This is a genomic window from Collimonas antrihumi (genome assembly GCF_018304965.1).
Taxonomy (GTDB): Bacteria; Pseudomonadota; Gammaproteobacteria; order Burkholderiales; family Burkholderiaceae_D; genus Collimonas; species Collimonas antrihumi.
Genome location: NZ_JAGQED010000002.1, coordinates 188,788 through 207,237 on the forward strand (window position 1 = coordinate 188,788; position 18,450 = coordinate 207,237).

The window sequence follows — 18,450 nt, forward strand, 5'->3', positions numbered from 1 at the left end:
ACCGCGAGTAAGGCCATGACTAGCCTACAGACCAAATTACCGACCAGAGAGCGTTGGTCGGCAGAGGTCGAGTTGCAAGTGCAATTCTTCGACCTCGATCCTATGCAGATCGTCTGGCATGGCAACTATGTCAAGTATCTGGAAGTGGCGCGCTGCGCGCTGCTGGATACCTTGAATTACAACTATCCGGAAATGCAGGCTTCCGGCTACTCCTGGCCGATCATCGATTTGCACCTGCGCTACGCCCATCCGGCCACGTTCGGACAGCGCATCAAGGTGCGCGCCAGCGTGACCGAGTGGGAAAATCGCCTCAAGATCGCCTACGTGATTACCGACAGCGCCAGCGGCCGGCGTCTTAGCCGTGGTACTACTACGCAGGTCGCGGTGGATATGGCGACGCATGAAATGTGTTTTGCGTCGCCGCCCGTGTTATTTAAAAAATTAGGAATTGAGCAAGTATGAAACGAAGTCTCGCCGCCGTCCTTTTAGCCGTGCTTTTAGTCACGGTTTTAGCCAGTGCGGCCATGCCGGCGCTGGCCGCCGCACCCGTGGAAAAAATCCAGTCGATGCTGGCGCGGCCACCGATCTTGTGCGGTCGTTTCGATCAAACCAAGCAACTGGTCGGCATCAAGAAACCGTTGTTGTCGAATGGACGGTTTTGCGTGGTGAACGGCAAGGGCGTCCTGTGGCGCACCTTGCAACCGTTTCCCAATACGCTGCGCCTGAAGCGCGACGAGATCGTGCAAATGCAGGGTGGCCGGGTTGCCATGCGCATGGATGCCAAGCAGGAGCCGGTAGTGAGGATGATTAACAGCGTGCTGTTTTCACTGCTGGCCGGCGATCTGAGTCAGTTGGAAACCCTGTTTGTACTGGACGGCAGCGTGCAGGGTAATAGCTGGAAAGTTGCATTGACAGCACGCGAACCGGCGCTGGCCAAGGCAATCGGTACGCTGGCCTTGACCGGCGGCGCGTACGTCAAGACAGTGACGATTAACGAAGCGAGCGGCGATCACACGGAAATCAGTTTTTCCAGTCTGCAAAGCGGGAATAGTGCGATGACTGCTGAAGAAGGGGCGGCATTTGAGTGATTCCGGCCAAGGTGCAGGCTTAAATTCCAGCCTAAAAGCCAGTTGGCCGAAGCGCATGGCGCTGATGTGGGCCTTGGCGGTTGCTTTGCTGCTGGCGCACAACGGCTATCTGTGGCTGGTCAAAGGCGTAGTGCCGGATACCGATATCATGGCGCTGTTGCCGGTCGAGCAGCGCGATCCGGTGCTGCAGCAGGCTTTCACGCATATGGTCGACGCTGCCCAGCAGCGCGTGATCGTGCTGGTCGGCGCCGATGACTGGGAGCATGCCCGCGCCGCTGCCGATGCCTACAGCGCGGTGCTGTCAAAACATCAGGATCTGCTGCAGACCGGGGTTCAACTGTCGGCGCAAAACCAGCAGGACTGGCTGGCGCCGTCGCAACAGATGCGGCTCAGCTTGCTGACACCTGCGCAACAAACGATGCTGCGTGAGCAAGCTCCCAAGTATTGGGTCGACACTGCGCTGCAACACTTGTATAGCCCGTTTTCCGGTCCCAAGCTGGGCGCATGGCAAGACGATCCGTTCGGCTTGTTCAGCGGCTGGGTGCAAGCGCGTGCGCAAGAAACGCCGGTGCGCCCGCGTGACGGTTATCTGTTCGTCGAGAACAAGGGCCGCCCTTACATCATGCTGCTGATGAATTTGCAACAGCCGGCATTCTCGATGGCGACCCAGCGGGCGGTGTTGCCGTTGCTGGAACAGGCTGGCAACGCTGCGCGGCAGGCGGTACCGACAGTCGAGTTGATCAGCGCCGGGGTAGTCCTGCATGCCGGAGCCGGCAGCGCGCAGGCCAGCCGGGAGATGTCGACCATCGGCATCGGTTCATTGCTGGGCATCGTGCTGCTGATGTGGCTCACCTTCCGCTCATTGCGGCCGATCGGGTTGATCATGCTGTCGATCGGCATCGGTTGCATGGCCGCTTTTTCTCTGTGCTGGATGATATTCGGGCAAGTACATTTGCTGACATTGGTGTTCGGCGCCAGCCTGATCGGCGTGGCCCAGGATTACGGGATATATTTCTTGTGCAGCCGGGGTTCGGTAGATCAGTCGCTGGGGTCCTGGCAATTGCTGCGGCGTCTGTTGCCCGGCTTGGCACTGACCCTGGCCGCAGCGGTGATCGGTTACATCGGCCTGGCGCTGACACCGTTTCCGGGGTTGCGCCAGATGGCCGTGTTCTCGGTGCTGGGTTTGGTGTTTGCCTGGTTGACCGTGATTTTCTGGTTTCCAGCCCTGTTAAGTGCGAACACCCTGAAAAGCTCTTCTTTTGCCGCTTGGGTCGGCCAGACCCGCAGGCATTGGCCATTGCTGGGCTTGAACCGTGGATCCGCGCTGGCGGCGCTACTGTTCGGCATTTTTGCCGTGGCCGGCATAGTCCGGTTGACGGTGAACGACGATATCCGGTCCTTGCAGACACCGCCGAAAGCACTGCTGGCAGATCAGATCAAGCTGGGGAAATTGCTGGATGCGCCGACGCCGGTGCAGTTTTACCTGGTGCGCGGCGCCAGCGCGGAACAGGTATTGCAGCGCGAGGAAGCGCTCAAGCTGCGGCTCGAGCCGTTGATTGCCGAACACATCATCAGCGGCTATCAGGCGATGTCGAACTGGACGCCGTCGATGCGTGACCAGGCCGCGAATCGCACTTTGGTCACGCAGGCGTTGCTGGCTGCAGATGGTCCGTTGAAGGCACTGGCCGCACAACTGGGTGAAGATGACAGCTGGGTTGCGCAAATGCGCAGCCGGGCACTTAGCGCGGCGGCTGACGCCAACGGCGGCCACGATCTTACTCCGACCGAATTTTTGAAGAGCGCGGCCAGCGAGCCGTCGCGCCATCTCTGGCTGGGGAAGGTCGAGGGCGCACAAGGTAGTGTCTATGCCAGCATCGTCGCTCTGCGCGGGCTTGATAACTATGGCAACCTGCCCATCCTGAAGCAGGCTGCCGAGCAACTGGACGGTGTGTCATGGGTCGATAAGGTCAGCGAAATATCTTCAGTGCTAGGCCATTACCGGCAATATATGGGGTGGGTGTTGTTAGGCGCCTATGCGGCAATCTACCTGCTGCTATTTACCCGCTATCGCAGTGCGGCGTGGCGCGTGCTGACGCCGCCGGCCGTCGCCAGTATTGCTACTCTGGCCATGCTTGGCCTGTTGGGACAACCTTTGCAATTGTTCCATGTGCTGGCGCTGATGCTGATTCTCGGCCTTGGCGTGGACTACGGAATTTTCATGCAGGAACAAAGCATGCAACGCGATCGCTTCGCCTGGCTCACGGTCGGCTTGTCAGCTGCGAGCGCCTTGTTGTCGTTTGGTCTGCTGGCGTTGTCCGGAACGCCGCCGCTGCATGCATTCGGATTCACGATGTTGATCGGAATTGCAATTGTCTGGTTGATTGCGCCATGTTTTAGCCAAGATCCAGGTCGGGATTTAACCCAGGAAAAAGAAGAAAAAAATGCAAACAAAAGTTGAACAGTGTGATGTGCTGATAATCGGCGCTGGCCCGGCGGGTTCGGTGGCGGCGGCGTTGTTGTTGCAGCAAGGGCGGCAAGTGCTGGTACTGGAACGGGAGCGGTTTCCGCGGTTTAGCATCGGCGAAAGCCTGCTGCCGCAGAGCATGGAGTATCTGCAGCAGGCCGGTATGCTGCAAGCCGTGGTGGAAGCCGGCTTCCAATACAAGAACGGCGCCGCTTTTGTGCGCGGAGAGCGCTATACGGATTTCGATTTCCGCGACAAGCATTCTGCCGGCTGGGGCACCACCTACCAGGTACAGCGCGCCCGGTTTGACCAGGTGCTGGCCAATGAGGCTGAGCGCCAAGGTGCGCAAGTGCGCTATCAGCACACCGTCACGGCATTTGATGCTAATGCAGGAAAGCCGCGGGTTACCGTGCATCATATGGACGATTCGGCAGACGGCTCGGAATACATCGTGGAGGCGGGATTTGTGCTGGACGCCAGCGGTTTCGGGCGGGTATTGTCGCGTTTGCTGGATTTGGAAACGCCATCGAATTTTCCGGTGCGCGGCGCCATTTTCACCCACATCGAGGATGGCATCGATGCCGCCGGTTTTGATCGCAACAAGATCCGTATCACCGTCCATCCGGAACATTGCAATGTCTGGTACTGGCTGATTCCTTTTGCCGGCGGCCGCTGTTCTATCGGCGTGGTCGCAGAAACGGCTTTCCTGGAGCAATTCAAGGGTAGCGAGACCGAACGCCTGCAGACGCTGGTAATGCAAGATCCGGCGTCGCGCGCCTTGCTGAAGAATGCGAACTGGGATACGCCGGCCCGTCAGATCGTTGGCTATTCGTCCAACGTCACATCACTCTGGGGCGAAGGTTACGCCTTGCTTGGCAATGCCGGAGAATTCCTCGATCCGGTGTTTTCTTCCGGCGTCACGATCGCAGTCAAGTCCGCCAGCCTGGCCGCCGCCGCTTTGCAACGTCAGTTTGACGGCGTAGCGGTCGACTGGGAAAAAGAATATGCAATTCCGCTCAAAAAAGGCGTCGATACTTTCCGTACCTTTGTCGATTCCTGGTACTCGGGCGGATTCCAGAAAGTCATTTTTTATGAACAACAGCAGCCGGAGATACGTCGCATGATTGCCGCGATCCTGGCCGGCTATGCTTGGGACGACAGCAATCCATATGTAACGGAAAGCAAACGTCGCCTGAGCACTTTGGAGGAGATATGCAGTTGAATTTGCCTGGTCGCCGTAACTGGCGGAGCCTTGGCTTGCGATTTTGCGCGCTGTCGGCAGTGTTTGCATTGGCCGCTTGTGCGACTACGCCGGCATCGCAAGCGCCGGCGCGGCTGGGATTGAAGCTGGCGCCGGCGAGCCTGGGCGCCAGTATCAGTTTGCAACAGCATTTGACGGTCGAACGCAACGGCCGCGTCGACCAGCTCGATGCAGCAGTGGAAATTGATCAACAGCAATTCAATATGGTCGGCTTGGCGTTTGGCCAGCGTGTCCTGAGCTTGCATTATGATGGACAGACTGTGCAGTCCTGGCGTCATCCTATGCTGCCATCGCAGGTACGCGCTGAAGATGTGCTGGAAGACACGCAATTGACATTGTGGCCACTGGCGGCAATCCGCCAGGCGCTGCCCGCAGGCTGGACAATCGAACAACATGGATTGCAGCGCACGCTGCTGCTGCAAGGAGAGCCGGTAATGGTGATCAACTACAGTACGCCAACGCCATGGGACGGCAAGGTGGAGCTGAATAACCTGCGCTATCACTATCGCCTGACGATTGAATCGGTCAGCGACACAGCCGCTGATGCATCGGTTCCAGCTGCTCCCGGCGTACCAACCGCGGCGCCATAATCATGCTTTATCTAAATCAACTCGGCATGATTTGTCCGCTTGGTGAAAACCACGCAGAGATCAGCCGCCGTCTGTTCGCCGGCGAGAGCGGCCTCGTCATGACGACACGCTATTCGCAATCGCAGGAACGGGAACTGGCGCTGGGTTGCGTGGAGACTGTTCTGCCGGACATCAGCACGCTGCCGCTAGGCCAGCGCAGCCGCAATAACCAGCTGGCATTGGCGGCGCTGGCGCAGATCCGGCCGCAAGTGGACGCCGCCATACAGCAGTATGGTGCGAACCGGGTAGCGATCGTGCTCGGCACCAGCACTTCCGGCATCGCTCAAAGTGAAGCGGCGTTTCGCTATCGGCTGGCAAATGGCGGGTTCCCTGCTGACTTTGCCTACGAGCAACAAGAAATGGCTTCGCCGGCGGTGACGCTGGCATCGGTGCTGGGCGTGACAGGGCCCGCCTATGTGCACTCCAGCGCTTGCGCGTCGAGCAGCAAGGCGATCGCCAGCGCTGCCCGTTTGATTAACATGGGACTATGCGATGCAGTGCTGACTGGCGGCGTTGATTCCCTGTGCGCCTTCACCGTGGCCGGCTTTGCGGCACTGGAGTCGGTTAGCGCAGCGCGCTGCAATCCGTTCAGCGCCAATCGTAACGGCATCAATATCGGCGAGGGCGCAGCCTTGTTCTTGATGAGCAAGGCTGAGGCGACCGTGAGTTTGCGCGGCTGGGGCGAATCCTCAGACGGCTATCACATTTCAGCACCTGATCCTTCCGGCGCGGGTGCTCGCAGCGCAATGGAACAAGCTCTGGCGCGTGCAGGCGTGACGCCGGAACAAATAGACTATATCAACCTGCATGGCACTGCCACCGTGCAAAACGATGCCATGGAAGGACGGGCGATTGCCGCCATGTTCGATGACCGTGTAGCGCTCAGTTCGACCAAACCTTTTACCGGCCATGCGCTGGGAGCTGCCGGTGCGCTCGAGGCTGGCCTGTGCTGGCTGGCAATGCAAGACTGTAATCCGCAGGGCCGGTTGCCGCCGCATTTGTGGGATGGCGTCTGCGATCCCGGTTTGCCGCCACTTAATCTGCTGCCCGCGGGCGCTCGGCTCGGGCGGCCATTGCGTTTGGCTTTGAGTAATTCTTTTGCATTTGGCGGCGCCAATGCAAGTTTGCTGCTGGGGCGTGAATGATGAATCAATCAAACATGAGTCAATCAAACACGAATCAATCCGGCATGGATCAGCCGAGTCCGGTCGGGACCCGGGATATCCGACGCTTCCTGCCGCACTCTGGCGCCATGGTCTTGCTGGACCGGTTGCTGGAAGTCGGGCCGGAAGATTTACGGGCTGAGGTGACCATCCGCCCGGACAGCATGTTCTGCGACGGACATGGCGTGCCCGGCTGGGTCGGCGTCGAATATATGGCGCAGGCAATTGCCGCCTACGCCGGTTATACCGCGCAGTTGCGCGGCGAGGCAGTGAAAATCGGCTTCTTGCTGGGCACCCGGCGCTATGAAGCCAGTTGTCCCGTTTTTGCTGTCGGCAGCCTGCTGCAAATACATATACATAGAATACTGCAGGCAGACAATGGGATAGGATCGTTCGAATGCCGGATCCGTGCCGGCAGTGAGCAACTGGCAAGCGCTACCATTACCGTATTTCAGCCGGCTGATGCGGCTGTTTTTCTTGAGGGAAGTACTGAATGACGTTGGAATTGAACAGGGCAGATTCCCCGGCTGCCCGCCTGAACAAGTGTGTGCTGGTCACCGGCTCCAGCCGCGGGATCGGCAAGGCGATTGCATTGCGGCTGGCGCGCGACGGTTACGATATCGTCTTGCATTGTCATCAACAGCGTGAGGCCGCAGATGCCGTGGCGCAGAGCGTGCGCGAGCTGGGCGTGCAAGCGCGCGTCCTGCAATTCGACATAGGCGATCGCCAGGCCAGCGCCGCTGCGTTGCTGGCAGACGTCGAGCAGCACGCTTGCTATTACGGCGTGGTGTGCAATGCCGGTGTAGCGCGTGACAACGCTTTTCCTGCCATGCCAGGGGAGGATTGGGATCTGGTGCTGAAGACCAACCTGGATGGTTTCTACAATGTTCTCAATCCCCTGGTAATGCCGATGGTGCAGCGGCGCGCGCCGGGCCGCATCGTGACGTTGGCTTCGGTCTCGGGATTGATCGGTAATCGCGGACAAGTCAACTACAGCGCGGCCAAGGCGGGGATTATCGGCGCCACCAAAGCGCTGGCGATCGAGCTGGCCAAACGCAACATCACGGTCAATTGCGTCGCGCCCGGCTTGATAGAAACCGACATGATCAATGAGGTGCCGTTGGACGAAGCACTCAAACTGATTCCTGCGCGCCGGGTCGGCAAACCGGAGGAGGTGGCGGCGACGGTAGCTTTCCTGATGCATGCCGACGCCGCATATATCACACGCCAGGTGATTTCGGTCAACGGAGGCATGGCATGAGCAATAGCGTGAGCAGTACCGTGACAGCACGCCGGGTCGTGGTGACCGGCATGGCCGGCATCAGCCCGATCGGTAACGACTGGAGCAGCATCCGCACGCATCTCGGCAGTTATCGCAACGCCATCGTACGGATGGAAGAATGGCGCGGTTACGATGGCTTGAACACCCAGTTGGGCGCACCCGCCGCGGAATTTCATTTGTCCGATCGCTATAACCGCAAGAGCATGCGCAGCATGGGGCGGGTGGCGTTAATGGCAACCCGCGCCAGCGAGCTGGCCTTGATCGACGCCGGCCTGCTTGACGATCCGGTGCTGAAAAGCGGCGCCTGCGGAATCGCCTACGGTTCTTCTGCCGGAACCCCAAAGGCGATTGGCGATTTTGGCCGGATGATGGATGAGCGCAGCACGCGCGGTATCAACGCCACCACCTATATCAAAATGATGGCGCATACGGCGCCGGTCAATATCGGTGTGTTTTTTGGCATTACCGGCCGGGTTATCACCACTTCCAGTGCCTGCACTTCCGGCAGCCAGGGGATCGGCTATGCCTATGAAACGATCCGCAGCGGCCGCCAGCAAATCATGATCGCCGGCGGCGCCGAGGAATTATGCGCTACCGAAGCCGCAGTATTCGATACGCTGTTTGCAACCAGCGTGCGCAATGACACGCCGACCATGACGCCGCGTCCATTTGACAGCGGCCGCGACGGTTTGGTGATCGGCGAGGGCGCCGGCAGCCTGATTCTGGAAGATTTCGAGCATGCGCGCGCCAGGGGCGCAAAGATGTATGCCGAAATCGTCGGTTTCGGCACCAATAGCGACGGCTGTCACGTCACCCATCCGAACGCCGAAACCATGCAGGTCGCGATGACGCTGGCGCTGGCCGATGCCGCATTGCCGGCAGAGGCGATCGGTTATATCAATGCCCATGGCACAGGCACCGAACAGGGCGATATTGCGGAATCTCATGCGACGGCTGCCGTATTCGGGCAGCGTACGCCGATCAGCTCGCTCAAGAGTTATACCGGACACACGCTAGGCGCTTGCGGCGCACTGGAAGCCTGGATCGGTATCGAAATGATGCGCTCCGACTGGTTTGCCCCGACCATCAATCTGACGCAAGTGGACCCGCAGTGTGCCGAGCTGGACTACATAGTCGATGAGGGCCGCAATGTGCAATGCGAATATTTCATGTCGAATAATTTTGCGTTTGGCGGCATCAACACATCGTTGATTTTCAAGCGCCTGGATTAACACTCCCAATGCCTTCCGCGGTCATCCTGCTGCACAACGCCAACCAGTTGACGGACGATGACAGCGATCGTTTCCTTGCCTGTTTAAGTACGGAGGAGCTGTTGCGTTACCAGCGGTTCCTGCGGCCGCTGCGCCAGCGCGAATATTTGCTGGGGCGGATATTGCTGCGGTTTGCGGTCGCCCGCCTTGCTGGCATCGCACCTGATGCCGTGTGCGTCACAGAGCGCAAAAACCAGGCGCCATTGGTGCAACTGCCGGTTACCGGTAGCGCCACACCTCCTTACTTCAGTTTGTCGCACAGCCGCGGCTGGGTGGCTTGCGCCGTCAGCGGCGATACAGCGCTGGGTCTCGATATAGAAATACTTGATGCCGAGCGCGACGTCGACGCCATTGGACGTGCTGCTTTTTCCGGAGCCGAAAGCAACTGGTTATCCAGCCGTCCTGTCGGCGATAAAGTGGCGGACTTCTATGCCTTGTGGAGCAGTAAAGAGGCGCTCTTCAAGCTGATGTCGGCCCAGGAGGGCGGCACTGCGCCACCTGAGCAGGTAGCCGCGGGGGTACGTTTGCGATCCGGATCTGATTGGCATGCCCGCACATGGTCGCAGCAGGGCCTGGCAATGACGCTATGTAGCCGCGATCGTTTGCAATCGGTAGCGCGAATTTGCCTGTGCGGCGCTACGCCGTCGGCTTGGTCGCAGGAGATAACTCAGCACTTACCGCAGCACTTACCGCAGCACTCACTGCAGCAATCAAGTCACCACTGATCTACCACCGATTTCCCCTGGCATTCGCTCGATAGATTTCCTGGCTTGTCGCATCCTCATCGGCTGCATTTAACCGGGCTGAATAATCACGCCTAAAAACAACATTTCGCTAAATATTGCAAAAAGCGCATTTTTCCAATGGACGAAGTTTTGTAAGAATGTTAAATTTTGCCTCCTGACAACTTTCCGAGTTGAAATGTTAACTCGGAGATGGTCGGTAAACACAGCTGATTCTTCAGCTATTTATTATCTTATTGTCGATTGCCCCCATGGGGAGATGTGGAGATGAGCCATTGAAACAAATTAGATTGATTCCGATCCTGGCGGCCGGCGTGCTGCTGTCCGCGCTGGGCGGTTGCGCCACCGAGACCTCCAACGCAGTGCTTGTGCAGAAGGTCGAGACTGCCAACAAGCCATACAATGGCGCGCGCACCCTGATCGCGGTTGGTAAATTCGATAACCGCTCCAGCTATATGCGCGGCATCTTTTCCGACGGCGTCGATCGTCTGGGTGGACAAGCCAAGACCATTCTGATTACCCATCTCCAGCAAACCAATCGCTTCAATGTCCTGGATCGGGACAACATGGAAGAGATCAAGCAAGAAGCTGCGCTGAAGAAGCAGGCTCAAGCCTTGAAGGGCGCTGACTTTGTCGTCACCGGCGATGTCACGGAGTTCGGCCGCAAAGAAGTCGGCGATCAGCAGCTATTCGGTATCCTCGGCCGCGGCAAGACACAGACTGCATATGCCAAAGTCAACTTGAACATTGTTAACATCAAGACTTCCGAAGTGGTGTATTCCACCCAGGGTGCTGGTGAATACAATCTGGCTGCGCGCGAGATCATCGGTTTTGGCGGTACCGCCAGCTACGACTCCACGCTGAATGGCAAAGTGCTTGACCTGGCGATGCGTGAAGCGATCAATAACCTGACCGCCGCTATCGATTCCGGCGCTTGGCAACCTGCTAAACAATAACAACCCGGAACACGCCCAATATCATGAAGAACAAATTTGCAAAACGGCGGGCCTTGTCGTTTCCTTTGTCGTTTTCCTTGCCACTTGCCGTTGCGGCCTGCGCCTTGCTGGCAGGCTGCAACACGCCACCAAAGCAGCTTTACCAGTGGGAGAGTTATCAGCCGCAGGTCTATGAATACTTCAAGGGACAGGCTTCGGTAGAGCAGGTGACAATCCTGGAGCAGGATCTGCAGAAAATCCGTGCGACCGGGAGCAAGCCGCCGCCGGGATATCACGCTCAACTGGGGATGTTATATGCCAGCCTGGGAAAAGACGAGCAAGTAGTGCAAGAGTTCCAGACAGAGAAAGAGCTGTTTCCGGAATCGTCGACTTACATGGATTTCCTAATGAGAAAATTCAAAAAATAAGAGGGTGGACATGTTAGAAAAGATTCTGAAATCAGTTATTTGTTTGTCGGTGGTGATTCTGGCCGCGGGTTGTGCTGCACCAGTCAAGCAACTCGACTATACGGCGTTCAAGCAAAGCCGCCCTAAAACCATCTTGATTTTGCCGCCGCTGAATGAGTCGCCTGATGTCAAGGCGACCTACAGCATGCTGTCGCAAATGAGCTATCCGTTGGCTGAGGCTGGTTATTATGTGTTGCCGGTGGCGCTGGTCGATGAAACGCTCAAGCAAAACGGCATGACTACCGCGGCAGACAGCCACGGCATAGCGCCGGCTAAATTGCAGGAAATCTTCGGCGCCGATGCTGCGCTGTACGTCACTGTCAGCAAGTACGGTTCGGTTTATACGGTGATCAACAGCGCCGTGGTGGTAACCGCCAACGCCAAGCTGATGGACCTGAAAAGCGGCGCCCTGTTGTGGTCCGGTACGGCCAGTGCTTCCAGCGCTGAAGGGAGTAATAGCGGCGGCGGTCTGATTGGGGCGCTGGTTACTGCGGCCATCAATCAAATCGTCAATAATGTTACCGACAGAGGGTTCGCCATTGCCGGCTTGACCAGCCAGCGATTATTGTCGACTAGCCAGCCGAACGGCATCCTGTATGGTCCGTATTCGCCGAAGTACGGTACTGACTGATGTAACTGACTTAACCTGCATGACCATGCCAAGGTTTGGCATGGTCATGCAGCGTTCAAATTTGAAATTTCAAATCTCCAGCCAGTGTATTTGCGGCGCTTTCTGCTGACACCGGCTGCGACCGCTTAATCCTGATATCTCTCTCAGAGTTTCTTCAAGCGTTTTGCATTGGCTGTCGCCCGCGCATGGATCGGATGCAATCCGGTTTGGGCAATATTCGCCAGCGAAGTGTTGAACTGCGATACCGCCTCGGCGGAGTTGCGGATGGTGTCATGCGCCAGCTTGCTCTGCCGGTGTCCCGACTGATGCAGCGTGCTGCTGCTGGCCACCGACATCAGGTTGGTGGCGCTGTCCAGCATGTGCTGTATCGCCAGGCTGGCAGTTTCCTGGTGCAAGCTCATTATCCGAATCGCCATGGCGTGCACCGACTCCGCTGCCGCTTCCATTTTTTCCTGGCTCATCAGATTGAATTCATTGCGGTCGAGTTGGCTTGGCGCCGGTCCGGCCAGCGCCATTTGGGCAGTGCGGTGGCCGATCACCTGCGCCGAGGCGCTCATCATTTCGCCGGCTTTGAACAACAAGTCGGTCCAGTCATTCAGAGGGGTAGGGCCGGTGGCGAGATTGTTGCAGGATTTCATGGGGGACTCCTTGATCGTCTGAACAGGTGAATTGATTGACCGGCGATCTTGCCGCAGAACATTGTGCCTGTCTGATGCAAGCCGCCAGTGGTTCAGCTTTAAATCGTGCAGCTTTGACTCGTGTGCCGGTTGGAGGCACATTACTAATGTAAGCTTGATAGCGCTAACAATACTCGGTTTTATGCGTCGGATGTGAATTTTGTGCGGCGCTGCAACATAGTTTTACAATTCGAGGATTTGCATGCCTGTTTACATACCTAAAGAGCAACCAAATCGACTTCTTATGCGTCTATGGGATGCAGCTGCTTAAATTTCCAAAATCTTCATAAATCAGTAACAGTGCTTCGGTTAAAATCCAAATATGAAAATATTGATCAGCAACGACGATGGTTATTTAGCGCCGGGCATTATCGCACTGGCGAATGTACTGGCGCCGATTGCCGAAATCGTGGTGGTAGCCCCGGACAGCAATCGTTCCGGATCTTCCAATTCGCTGACCCTGGACCGGCCTTTATCCGTCCAGCGCGCTGACAATGGTTTTTATTTTGTTAACGGGACGCCATCTGATTGCGTTCACATTGCCTTGACCGGCTTGCTGAATTTTCGACCGGATCTGATTGTTTCCGGTATCAATCAAGGCCAGAACATGGGCGATGACACGCTCTATTCCGGCACCGTTGCGGCAGCCACCGAGGGGTTTTTGTTTGGCATTCCCGCCATCGCTTTTTCGCAACTGCACAAAGGCTGGGATGAGTTGGAGGCGGCAGCCATGGTGGCGCGTGAAATCGTCGAGCGCCGCTTTGACAATCTGCCGCTGCCCTACCTGTTGAATGTGAATATTCCCAACCTGCCGTACGATCAACTGAAAACCATGGTGGCTACCCGGCTGGGAAAGCGCCATGAATCGGAAGCGGTCGTCAAGGACAAGGATCCGCACGGCCGCGACATATACTGGATCGGGCCGGCAGGCGCCGCGCGCGACGCTGGCGAGGGCACCGATTTCCATGCGACAGCCAACGGCCATGTCTCGATCACACCGCTGCAGATCGATTTGACGCATGCGGCACAATTGGCTGCGCTGAGGAAAGACTTGTCATGACCGACAAGGCCAAGCGTTTCCCGCTGACGCTGTCGTCGGTAGTCGACCAGAAATCCAAAGCCGATCACAGCAAACGTGTCATCGCCACTCCGCAGACCGCAACCAAAAATGCCGCCTGGGATAGTTCCAGGCCTGCGCCTCGGACTGCGGCAGGCGCGGCGCCAACGCCGCCGGCCAGCAAACCGATGGCGCGCCCGGCGCAAACCGCAAGCCATGTCGATCGCTCCGGCTCGATGGTTTCCGATGGCGTGCGCAAGGCCATGGTGGATCGGGTTGCCAGGCAGGGCGTGAACGACGCCAAGGTGCTGGCTGCCATGGAGGCGGTGCCGCGCCATATGTTCATGGAGCCGGGCTTGTCCAGCCAGGCATACATAGATGCCTCGCTGCCGATCGGCCATCATCAGACTATTTCGCAACCGTATATCGTCGCGCGCATGATCGAGATCATGCGCGACAACCAGCAAGGCGGCGTGTTGAATCGCGTGCTGGAAATCGGCACCGGCTGCGGCTACCAGGCGGCGGTGTTGTCTCTGGTTGCGAAGGAAGTGTACTCGATAGAACGGATCAAGCCCTTGCACGAACTGGCAAGAAGCAACTTGCGTCCGCTGCGGATTGCCAACATCCGCTTGCATTATGGAGATGGTATGCTTGGCCTGCCCCAAGTTGCCCCTTTCGACGGTATCATACTGGCTGCAGCCGGCCTTGAAGTACCGCAAGCTTTACTGGACCAATTGACGATCGGCGGCCGTTTGGTGGCGCCGGTCGGCTCCCGTCATCAAGTACTGCAGCTCATCCAGAGAACAAGTAAATTTGATTGGACCAGTACCACACTGGAAGACTGTCATTTTGTGCCGTTGCGTGCCGGAACGGTTTGAGTGGTGCTGGTGTGGTTTGGCGACGCAACTGACAAATAAGTTGGCAAATAGTTGGCACGTAAGTTGACGAATAAATTGACGAATAAATTGACGAATAAATTGACGAATAATCAGCGACTTTGTCGCACATACATAATAAATGTAATGAGAATGAAGAAAACTCGCTTTATAGCTTTGGGATTAATGGTAGGTACGCTTGCCGCATGCACCACTCCGCGTACCCCTGCTCCGGTGGTGGAGCGGCGTCCAGGCGGCAGCGTTACTGCCTCGGCCGCGCCCGAGACCTCACGCGCCGCCGAGGGGCGTGGTTCTTATACCGTGAAGCCGGGCGATACCCTGTATCGGATTGCACTTGATTTCGGTCAAAGCCCGCGCGATATCGTGGCCTGGAACAAGCTGGAAAACGCGAATGACATCAAGGTCGGCCAGGTTTTGCGGGTGCAGCCCGGGGATGGCAGTTCGGGATCGGCCGGCGGCGCGCAGATCGGCAATGTGGCGTCCGGTTCGGGAGTTGAAGTAAGATCCTTGTCGGCGCCGCCGTCCGCTGCTGCAGGCAATGGCGGTAACGCTGGCAACAAGAGCGGCCCGCGCGGCGATAAGCGCCCGTATTCGGAGAGCGCGCTGGCCGAGTTGCAAAAGCCGGATGCAGCGTCGTCCAGCGAGGCGCCGAAAGCAGCGCCGGCAGTGGTGGCGCCTGCCGCTACAGTGGCAGCTAGTACTGCAGCTTCGGCAGCGGCACCGTCATCCGGCGACGAGGATCGCGTGGACTGGATGTGGCCGGCAGAAGGCAAGCAGGTCGGTTCTTTCGATCAAGGCAAGAAGGGAATCGATATTTCCGGCAAAGCCGGGCAGGCCGTAGTTGCAGCAGCCGGCGGCAAGGTGATGTATGCAGGTAGCGGTATTCGCGGTTATGGTAATTTGGTTATCATCAAACATACCAGCAACTTGTTGTCCGCTTACGCGCATAATAAGGCTATCTTGGTGAAAGAGGGGCAGACGGTGAGCAAGGGCCAGAAGATTGCCGAAATGGGAAATTCGGACAGCGATGCGGTCAAGCTGCATTTCGAAATTCGCCAGCAAGGCAAACCTGTCGATCCATCGAAATTCTTACCTAGTCGATAAATGAGCAAACGGCCGATAGATCATCAGGATGACGATCATGACCCGTTATCGGAGCAGCTTGCCGATGACGAGCAAGAGGATGCCGATGCTGTCGTCGTCGGGCAGGATGCTGACGACGAAGTCGTGGTCGATGGCGTGGTGGTTGTGGTTGATGGTGTCGAAGAGCTGAAGAAGGTATTGGCAGCCGAGCTGTCGACCGACACCACGCAACACTACCTGAATCAGATCGGCACCCGGCCGCTGTTGTCGGTGGCTGAAGAAGTACATTTCGCGACTTTGGCGAAACAAGGCAATTTTGAAGCTCGGCAGAAAATGATCGAGCACAACCTGCGCCTGGTGGTGTCGATTGCCAAACACTACATCAACCGTGGCGTAGCCTTGCTCGATTTGATCGAGGAAGGCAATCTCGGCCTGATGCGGGCCATCGACAAATTCGAACCTGAGCGCGGTTTCCGGTTTTCTACTTACGCCACCTGGTGGATACGCCAAAGTATCGAGCGCGCCATCATGAACCAGGCACGCACCGTCCGCCTGCCGGTGCATATGGTGCGCGAATTGAACCAGATCCTGCGTGCCAAATACCATCTGGAAGCGCAGCACCACGACGGCAAGGATGCCAGCGCCGAAGATATCGCCCATTTGGTGGACCGTCCGGTGGAGGATGTGCAGGACGTGCTGGCGCTGTCGGAGCATGCTGCATCGCTGGATGCGCCGCTGGACCAGGATCCGCTCGCCAGCCTGATGGATCTGTTGCCGAGCGCAACTGAGGAAAATCCCGATTCGCGTGCCGAACAGCAGGAAATGTCGATTCTGGTGCGGGTCTGGCTGGAAAAGCTGACGGACAAGCAACGTAACGTGATCATGCGCCGTTTCGGTCTGGATAACGACGATCCTTCGACGCTGGAAGAGCTGGCGGCTGAAATAGGCGTCACGCGAGAGCGGGTGCGGCAGATTCAGCAAGAGGCATTGATCAAGCTGAAGCGCTTGTTGGGCGCCAAGGGTGTCGGCAAGGACTCTTTCCTGTAGGGTGGATATAAGGTGTCCATAATGTCCCCCATTCGGACAAACGTGGCGGCGCCGTTATTCTTCTCGCCTTTTTTCTCGCCTTTTTTCTTTATAATCCACCCTTTTATCTGATCAGCCAGGGACAGCGCAATTCGCCACAAGGCACACCTTGGCGGCTCTTGAACACTTTCCCGCAATTCTAGAATTTCTATGCAACAAGATACTATCGATATCAAATCCCTCGACATGGATGCGCGCGGGATCGGCCATCTGCAAAATGAAGACGGTAGCCAAGGCAAGGTCATTTTCGTTGAGGGCGCTTTGCCGGGCGAACGTGTCAGTTTCGTGTCGTATCGCAAGAAACCGAAATGGGAAGCGGCCACCATGACCGCCTTGCACAACGAATCGGTATTGCGGGTGAAGCCGCGCTGCGCGGTATTCGGCCTGTGCGGGGGCTGTGCCATGCAGCACCTGGAGCCGACTGCGCAGGTAGCCATCAAGCAGCGGGTGCTGGAAGATAATCTGTGGCATATCGGCAAGGTCAAGGCGGAATCCATGTTACGCCCGATTTACGGGCCGACCTGGGGCTACCGTTACCGAGCCCGTATTTCAGTGCGCAATGTGCCTAAAAAGGGCGGGGTGCTGGTCGGTTTCCATGAAAGAAAATCATCTTTCATCACGGACATGAAAGCCTGTGAAGTCTTGCCGGCGCATGTGTCGGCGATGCTGGTGCCGTTGCGCCACCTGATCGCTTCACTGAGCCTGATTGACCACATTCCACAGATCGAACTGGCGATCGGCGAGGGGCCGCAAGGCCAGGTTACGGCATTGGTATTGCGCATCATGGCGGCGTTGACGGCAGACGACGAAGTCAAGCTGAAAGCGTTTGCCGACCAATATCAAGTCAACTGGTGGCTGCAAACCGCTGGCCCGGATAGCGCCTATTCGTTTTATCCGGAGCAGAGCGAGTTGTATTACACCTTGCCGGAATTCGGCGTGCGCATGCCTTTCAAGCCCACCGATTTCACGCAGGTGAATCACCAGATCAACCGGGTAATGGTGGCGCGTGCCTTGCGATTGCTGGATGTGCAGCCGCATGAGCGAGTGGCTGATCTGTTTTGCGGTCTGGGAAATTTCACTCTGCCCTTGGCTACCCAGGCGCAAGAAGTGGTCGGCATCGAAGGCAGTCAAGCCCTGATTAACCGCGCGGGCGAGAATGCCGCAGTGAATCAGCTGGGTGGCAAGACTACCTTTTATTGCCGTAATCTGTTTGAGGCGAGCGCCGAGGATTTTGTCGCGCTGGGCAAGTTCGACCGGATGCTGATCGACCCGCCGCGCGATGGCGCAGCGGCTGTGTGCGAGGCGATCGTTGGCTTGGCGGCAATCGGCCAGGCATCGATGATGCCGAAACGGATCGTGTACGTCTCCTGCAATCCTTCGACCCTGGCGCGCGACGCTGGCTTGCTGATGGCGGGCGGCTATCGCTTGAGCCAGGCCGGGGTGGTGAACATGTTCCCGCACACCGCGCACGTGGAATCGATGGCGGTGTTTGATTTGCCCTGATCGGGCTTGCGGCCTTCGATAAGGCTGCAAATAAAAAAACCGGCCAAAAGGCCCAATGCCGTTCAGTTAAGTGATATGACGTGGCCAGCCGCCACGGCGGCTCCGTCATCCCCGCGAACGCGGGGATCCAAATTACCGAGTGAAACAATGAAAATGGATTCCCGCGTTCGCGGGAACGACGCATGAGGGAGATATCTTTGGCGTCTTAACTGAA

19 protein-coding genes are annotated in these 18,450 nt (G+C 57.4%); 18 read left to right on the forward strand and 1 reads right to left on the reverse strand.

What is annotated here, in order from left to right; all coding sequences use genetic code 11:
- Window positions 1-15: 15 nt before the first annotated feature.
- The 13 genes from KHU29_RS03530 (at window position 16) to KHU29_RS03590 (ending at window position 11,934) form a co-directional block, all read left to right on the forward strand.
- Window positions 16-462: an acyl-CoA thioesterase gene (locus KHU29_RS03530; protein ID WP_211451304.1), complete on the forward strand. Its 447-nt coding sequence runs from the start codon at window positions 16-18 to the stop codon at window positions 460-462.
- Entirely contained in the window at window positions 459-1,088 is a 630-nt protein-coding gene (locus KHU29_RS03535) for an outer membrane lipoprotein carrier protein LolA (protein ID WP_211451305.1), read from the forward strand. The genes KHU29_RS03530 and KHU29_RS03535 overlap by 4 nt, the downstream gene beginning before the upstream one ends.
- A gap of 55 nt (window positions 1,089-1,143) precedes the next feature.
- Window positions 1,144-3,546: an MMPL family transporter gene (locus tag KHU29_RS03540; RefSeq protein WP_211451306.1), complete on the forward strand. Its 2,403-nt coding sequence runs from the start codon at window positions 1,144-1,146 to the stop codon at window positions 3,544-3,546.
- Window positions 3,530-4,774: an NAD(P)/FAD-dependent oxidoreductase gene (locus KHU29_RS03545; RefSeq protein WP_211451307.1), complete on the forward strand. Its 1,245-nt coding sequence runs from the start codon at window positions 3,530-3,532 to the stop codon at window positions 4,772-4,774. The genes KHU29_RS03540 and KHU29_RS03545 overlap by 17 nt, the downstream gene beginning before the upstream one ends.
- Complete coding sequence (locus KHU29_RS03550; protein WP_211451308.1) at window positions 4,765-5,403, forward strand: DUF3261 domain-containing protein; 639 nt, start codon at window positions 4,765-4,767, stop codon at window positions 5,401-5,403. Before KHU29_RS03545 ends, KHU29_RS03550 begins: the two co-directional genes overlap by 10 nt.
- A gap of 2 nt (window positions 5,404-5,405) precedes the next feature.
- Window positions 5,406-6,587, forward strand: a complete 1,182-nt coding sequence (locus KHU29_RS03555; protein WP_211451309.1) for a beta-ketoacyl-ACP synthase — start codon at window positions 5,406-5,408, stop codon at window positions 6,585-6,587.
- A gap of 14 nt (window positions 6,588-6,601) precedes the next feature.
- Entirely contained in the window at window positions 6,602-7,102 is a 501-nt protein-coding gene (locus tag KHU29_RS03560; protein ID WP_246541448.1) for a hotdog family protein, read from the forward strand.
- Window positions 7,099-7,866, forward strand: a complete 768-nt coding sequence (fabG, locus tag KHU29_RS03565) for a 3-oxoacyl-ACP reductase FabG (protein ID WP_211451310.1) — start codon at window positions 7,099-7,101, stop codon at window positions 7,864-7,866. The genes KHU29_RS03560 and fabG overlap by 4 nt, the downstream gene beginning before the upstream one ends.
- Window positions 7,863-9,119 carry a beta-ketoacyl-ACP synthase gene (locus KHU29_RS03570; RefSeq protein WP_211451311.1) on the forward strand — a complete coding sequence of 419 codons (1,257 nt, stop codon included), beginning with the start codon at window positions 7,863-7,865 and terminating at the stop codon, window positions 9,117-9,119. The genes fabG and KHU29_RS03570 overlap by 4 nt, the downstream gene beginning before the upstream one ends.
- An 8-nt stretch (window positions 9,120-9,127) precedes the next feature.
- Window positions 9,128-9,883, forward strand: a complete 756-nt coding sequence (locus tag KHU29_RS03575) for a 4'-phosphopantetheinyl transferase family protein (protein ID WP_211451312.1) — start codon at window positions 9,128-9,130, stop codon at window positions 9,881-9,883.
- Window positions 9,884-10,176: 293 nt separating this feature from the next.
- Window positions 10,177-10,857: a CsgG/HfaB family protein gene (locus KHU29_RS03580; protein WP_246541450.1), complete on the forward strand. Its 681-nt coding sequence runs from the start codon at window positions 10,177-10,179 to the stop codon at window positions 10,855-10,857.
- 23 nt (window positions 10,858-10,880) lie between these two features.
- Entirely contained in the window at window positions 10,881-11,264 is a 384-nt protein-coding gene (locus tag KHU29_RS03585) for a DUF4810 domain-containing protein (RefSeq protein WP_211451314.1), read from the forward strand.
- A 10-nt stretch (window positions 11,265-11,274) separates the two neighbouring features.
- Window positions 11,275-11,934 carry a DUF799 domain-containing protein gene (locus tag KHU29_RS03590; protein WP_211451315.1) on the forward strand — a complete coding sequence of 220 codons (660 nt, stop codon included), beginning with the start codon at window positions 11,275-11,277 and terminating at the stop codon, window positions 11,932-11,934.
- Between the two features lie 143 nt (window positions 11,935-12,077).
- Here KHU29_RS03590 and KHU29_RS03595 read toward each other — a convergent pair whose 3' ends face one another.
- On the reverse strand, window positions 12,078-12,572 hold the full coding sequence (locus tag KHU29_RS03595) for a polyhydroxyalkanoate granule-associated phasin (RefSeq protein WP_211451316.1): 495 nt from the start codon (window positions 12,570-12,572) through the stop codon (window positions 12,078-12,080).
- A gap of 361 nt (window positions 12,573-12,933) precedes the next feature.
- Between KHU29_RS03595 and surE the strand changes: the two genes are divergently transcribed.
- The 5 genes from surE to rlmD all read left to right on the forward strand — a co-directional run bounded on the left by surE (window position 12,934) and on the right by rlmD (window position 18,236).
- Window positions 12,934-13,671: a 5'/3'-nucleotidase SurE gene (gene surE, locus KHU29_RS03600; RefSeq protein ID WP_211451317.1), complete on the forward strand. Its 738-nt coding sequence runs from the start codon at window positions 12,934-12,936 to the stop codon at window positions 13,669-13,671.
- On the forward strand, window positions 13,668-14,546 hold the full coding sequence (locus KHU29_RS03605) for a protein-L-isoaspartate(D-aspartate) O-methyltransferase (protein ID WP_211451318.1): 879 nt from the start codon (window positions 13,668-13,670) through the stop codon (window positions 14,544-14,546). Before surE ends, KHU29_RS03605 begins: the two co-directional genes overlap by 4 nt.
- Before the next feature lie 150 nt (window positions 14,547-14,696).
- Entirely contained in the window at window positions 14,697-15,668 is a 972-nt protein-coding gene (locus tag KHU29_RS03610) for a peptidoglycan DD-metalloendopeptidase family protein (RefSeq protein ID WP_211451319.1), read from the forward strand.
- Entirely contained in the window at window positions 15,669-16,694 is a 1,026-nt protein-coding gene (gene rpoS / locus KHU29_RS03615) for an RNA polymerase sigma factor RpoS (RefSeq protein ID WP_211451320.1), read from the forward strand.
- Between the two features lie 189 nt (window positions 16,695-16,883).
- Window positions 16,884-18,236 (forward strand): 23S rRNA (uracil(1939)-C(5))-methyltransferase RlmD, encoded by a 1,353-nt coding sequence (gene rlmD / locus KHU29_RS03620; RefSeq protein WP_211451321.1) that lies wholly within the window; start codon window positions 16,884-16,886, stop codon window positions 18,234-18,236.
- The last annotated feature ends 214 nt before the right edge of the window (window positions 18,237-18,450 follow it).

Coding starts and splice junctions, on each gene's coding strand:
- KHU29_RS03530 (WP_211451304.1), top strand. CDS start 16: ATGACTAGCCTACAGACCAAATTACCGACCAGAGAGCGTTGGTCGGCA.
- KHU29_RS03535 (WP_211451305.1), top strand. CDS start 459: ATGAAACGAAGTCTCGCCGCCGTCCTTTTAGCCGTGCTTTTAGTCACG.
- KHU29_RS03540 (WP_211451306.1), top strand. CDS start 1,144: ATGGCGCTGATGTGGGCCTTGGCGGTTGCTTTGCTGCTGGCGCACAAC.
- KHU29_RS03545 (WP_211451307.1), top strand. CDS start 3,530: ATGCAAACAAAAGTTGAACAGTGTGATGTGCTGATAATCGGCGCTGGC.
- KHU29_RS03550 (WP_211451308.1), top strand. CDS start 4,765: ATGCAGTTGAATTTGCCTGGTCGCCGTAACTGGCGGAGCCTTGGCTTG.
- KHU29_RS03555 (WP_211451309.1), top strand. CDS start 5,406: ATGCTTTATCTAAATCAACTCGGCATGATTTGTCCGCTTGGTGAAAAC.
- KHU29_RS03560 (WP_246541448.1), top strand. CDS start 6,602: ATGAGTCAATCAAACACGAATCAATCCGGCATGGATCAGCCGAGTCCG.
- fabG (WP_211451310.1), top strand. CDS start 7,099: ATGACGTTGGAATTGAACAGGGCAGATTCCCCGGCTGCCCGCCTGAAC.
- KHU29_RS03570 (WP_211451311.1), top strand. CDS start 7,863: ATGAGCAATAGCGTGAGCAGTACCGTGACAGCACGCCGGGTCGTGGTG.
- KHU29_RS03575 (WP_211451312.1), top strand. CDS start 9,128: ATGCCTTCCGCGGTCATCCTGCTGCACAACGCCAACCAGTTGACGGAC.
- KHU29_RS03585 (WP_211451314.1), top strand. CDS start 10,881: ATGAAGAACAAATTTGCAAAACGGCGGGCCTTGTCGTTTCCTTTGTCG.
- KHU29_RS03590 (WP_211451315.1), top strand. CDS start 11,275: ATGTTAGAAAAGATTCTGAAATCAGTTATTTGTTTGTCGGTGGTGATT.
- KHU29_RS03595 (WP_211451316.1), bottom strand. CDS start 12,572: ATGAAATCCTGCAACAATCTCGCCACCGGCCCTACCCCTCTGAATGAC.
- surE (WP_211451317.1), top strand. CDS start 12,934: ATGAAAATATTGATCAGCAACGACGATGGTTATTTAGCGCCGGGCATT.
- KHU29_RS03605 (WP_211451318.1), top strand. CDS start 13,668: ATGACCGACAAGGCCAAGCGTTTCCCGCTGACGCTGTCGTCGGTAGTC.
- KHU29_RS03610 (WP_211451319.1), top strand. CDS start 14,697: ATGAAGAAAACTCGCTTTATAGCTTTGGGATTAATGGTAGGTACGCTT.
- rpoS (WP_211451320.1), top strand. CDS start 15,669: ATGAGCAAACGGCCGATAGATCATCAGGATGACGATCATGACCCGTTA.
- rlmD (WP_211451321.1), top strand. CDS start 16,884: ATGCAACAAGATACTATCGATATCAAATCCCTCGACATGGATGCGCGC.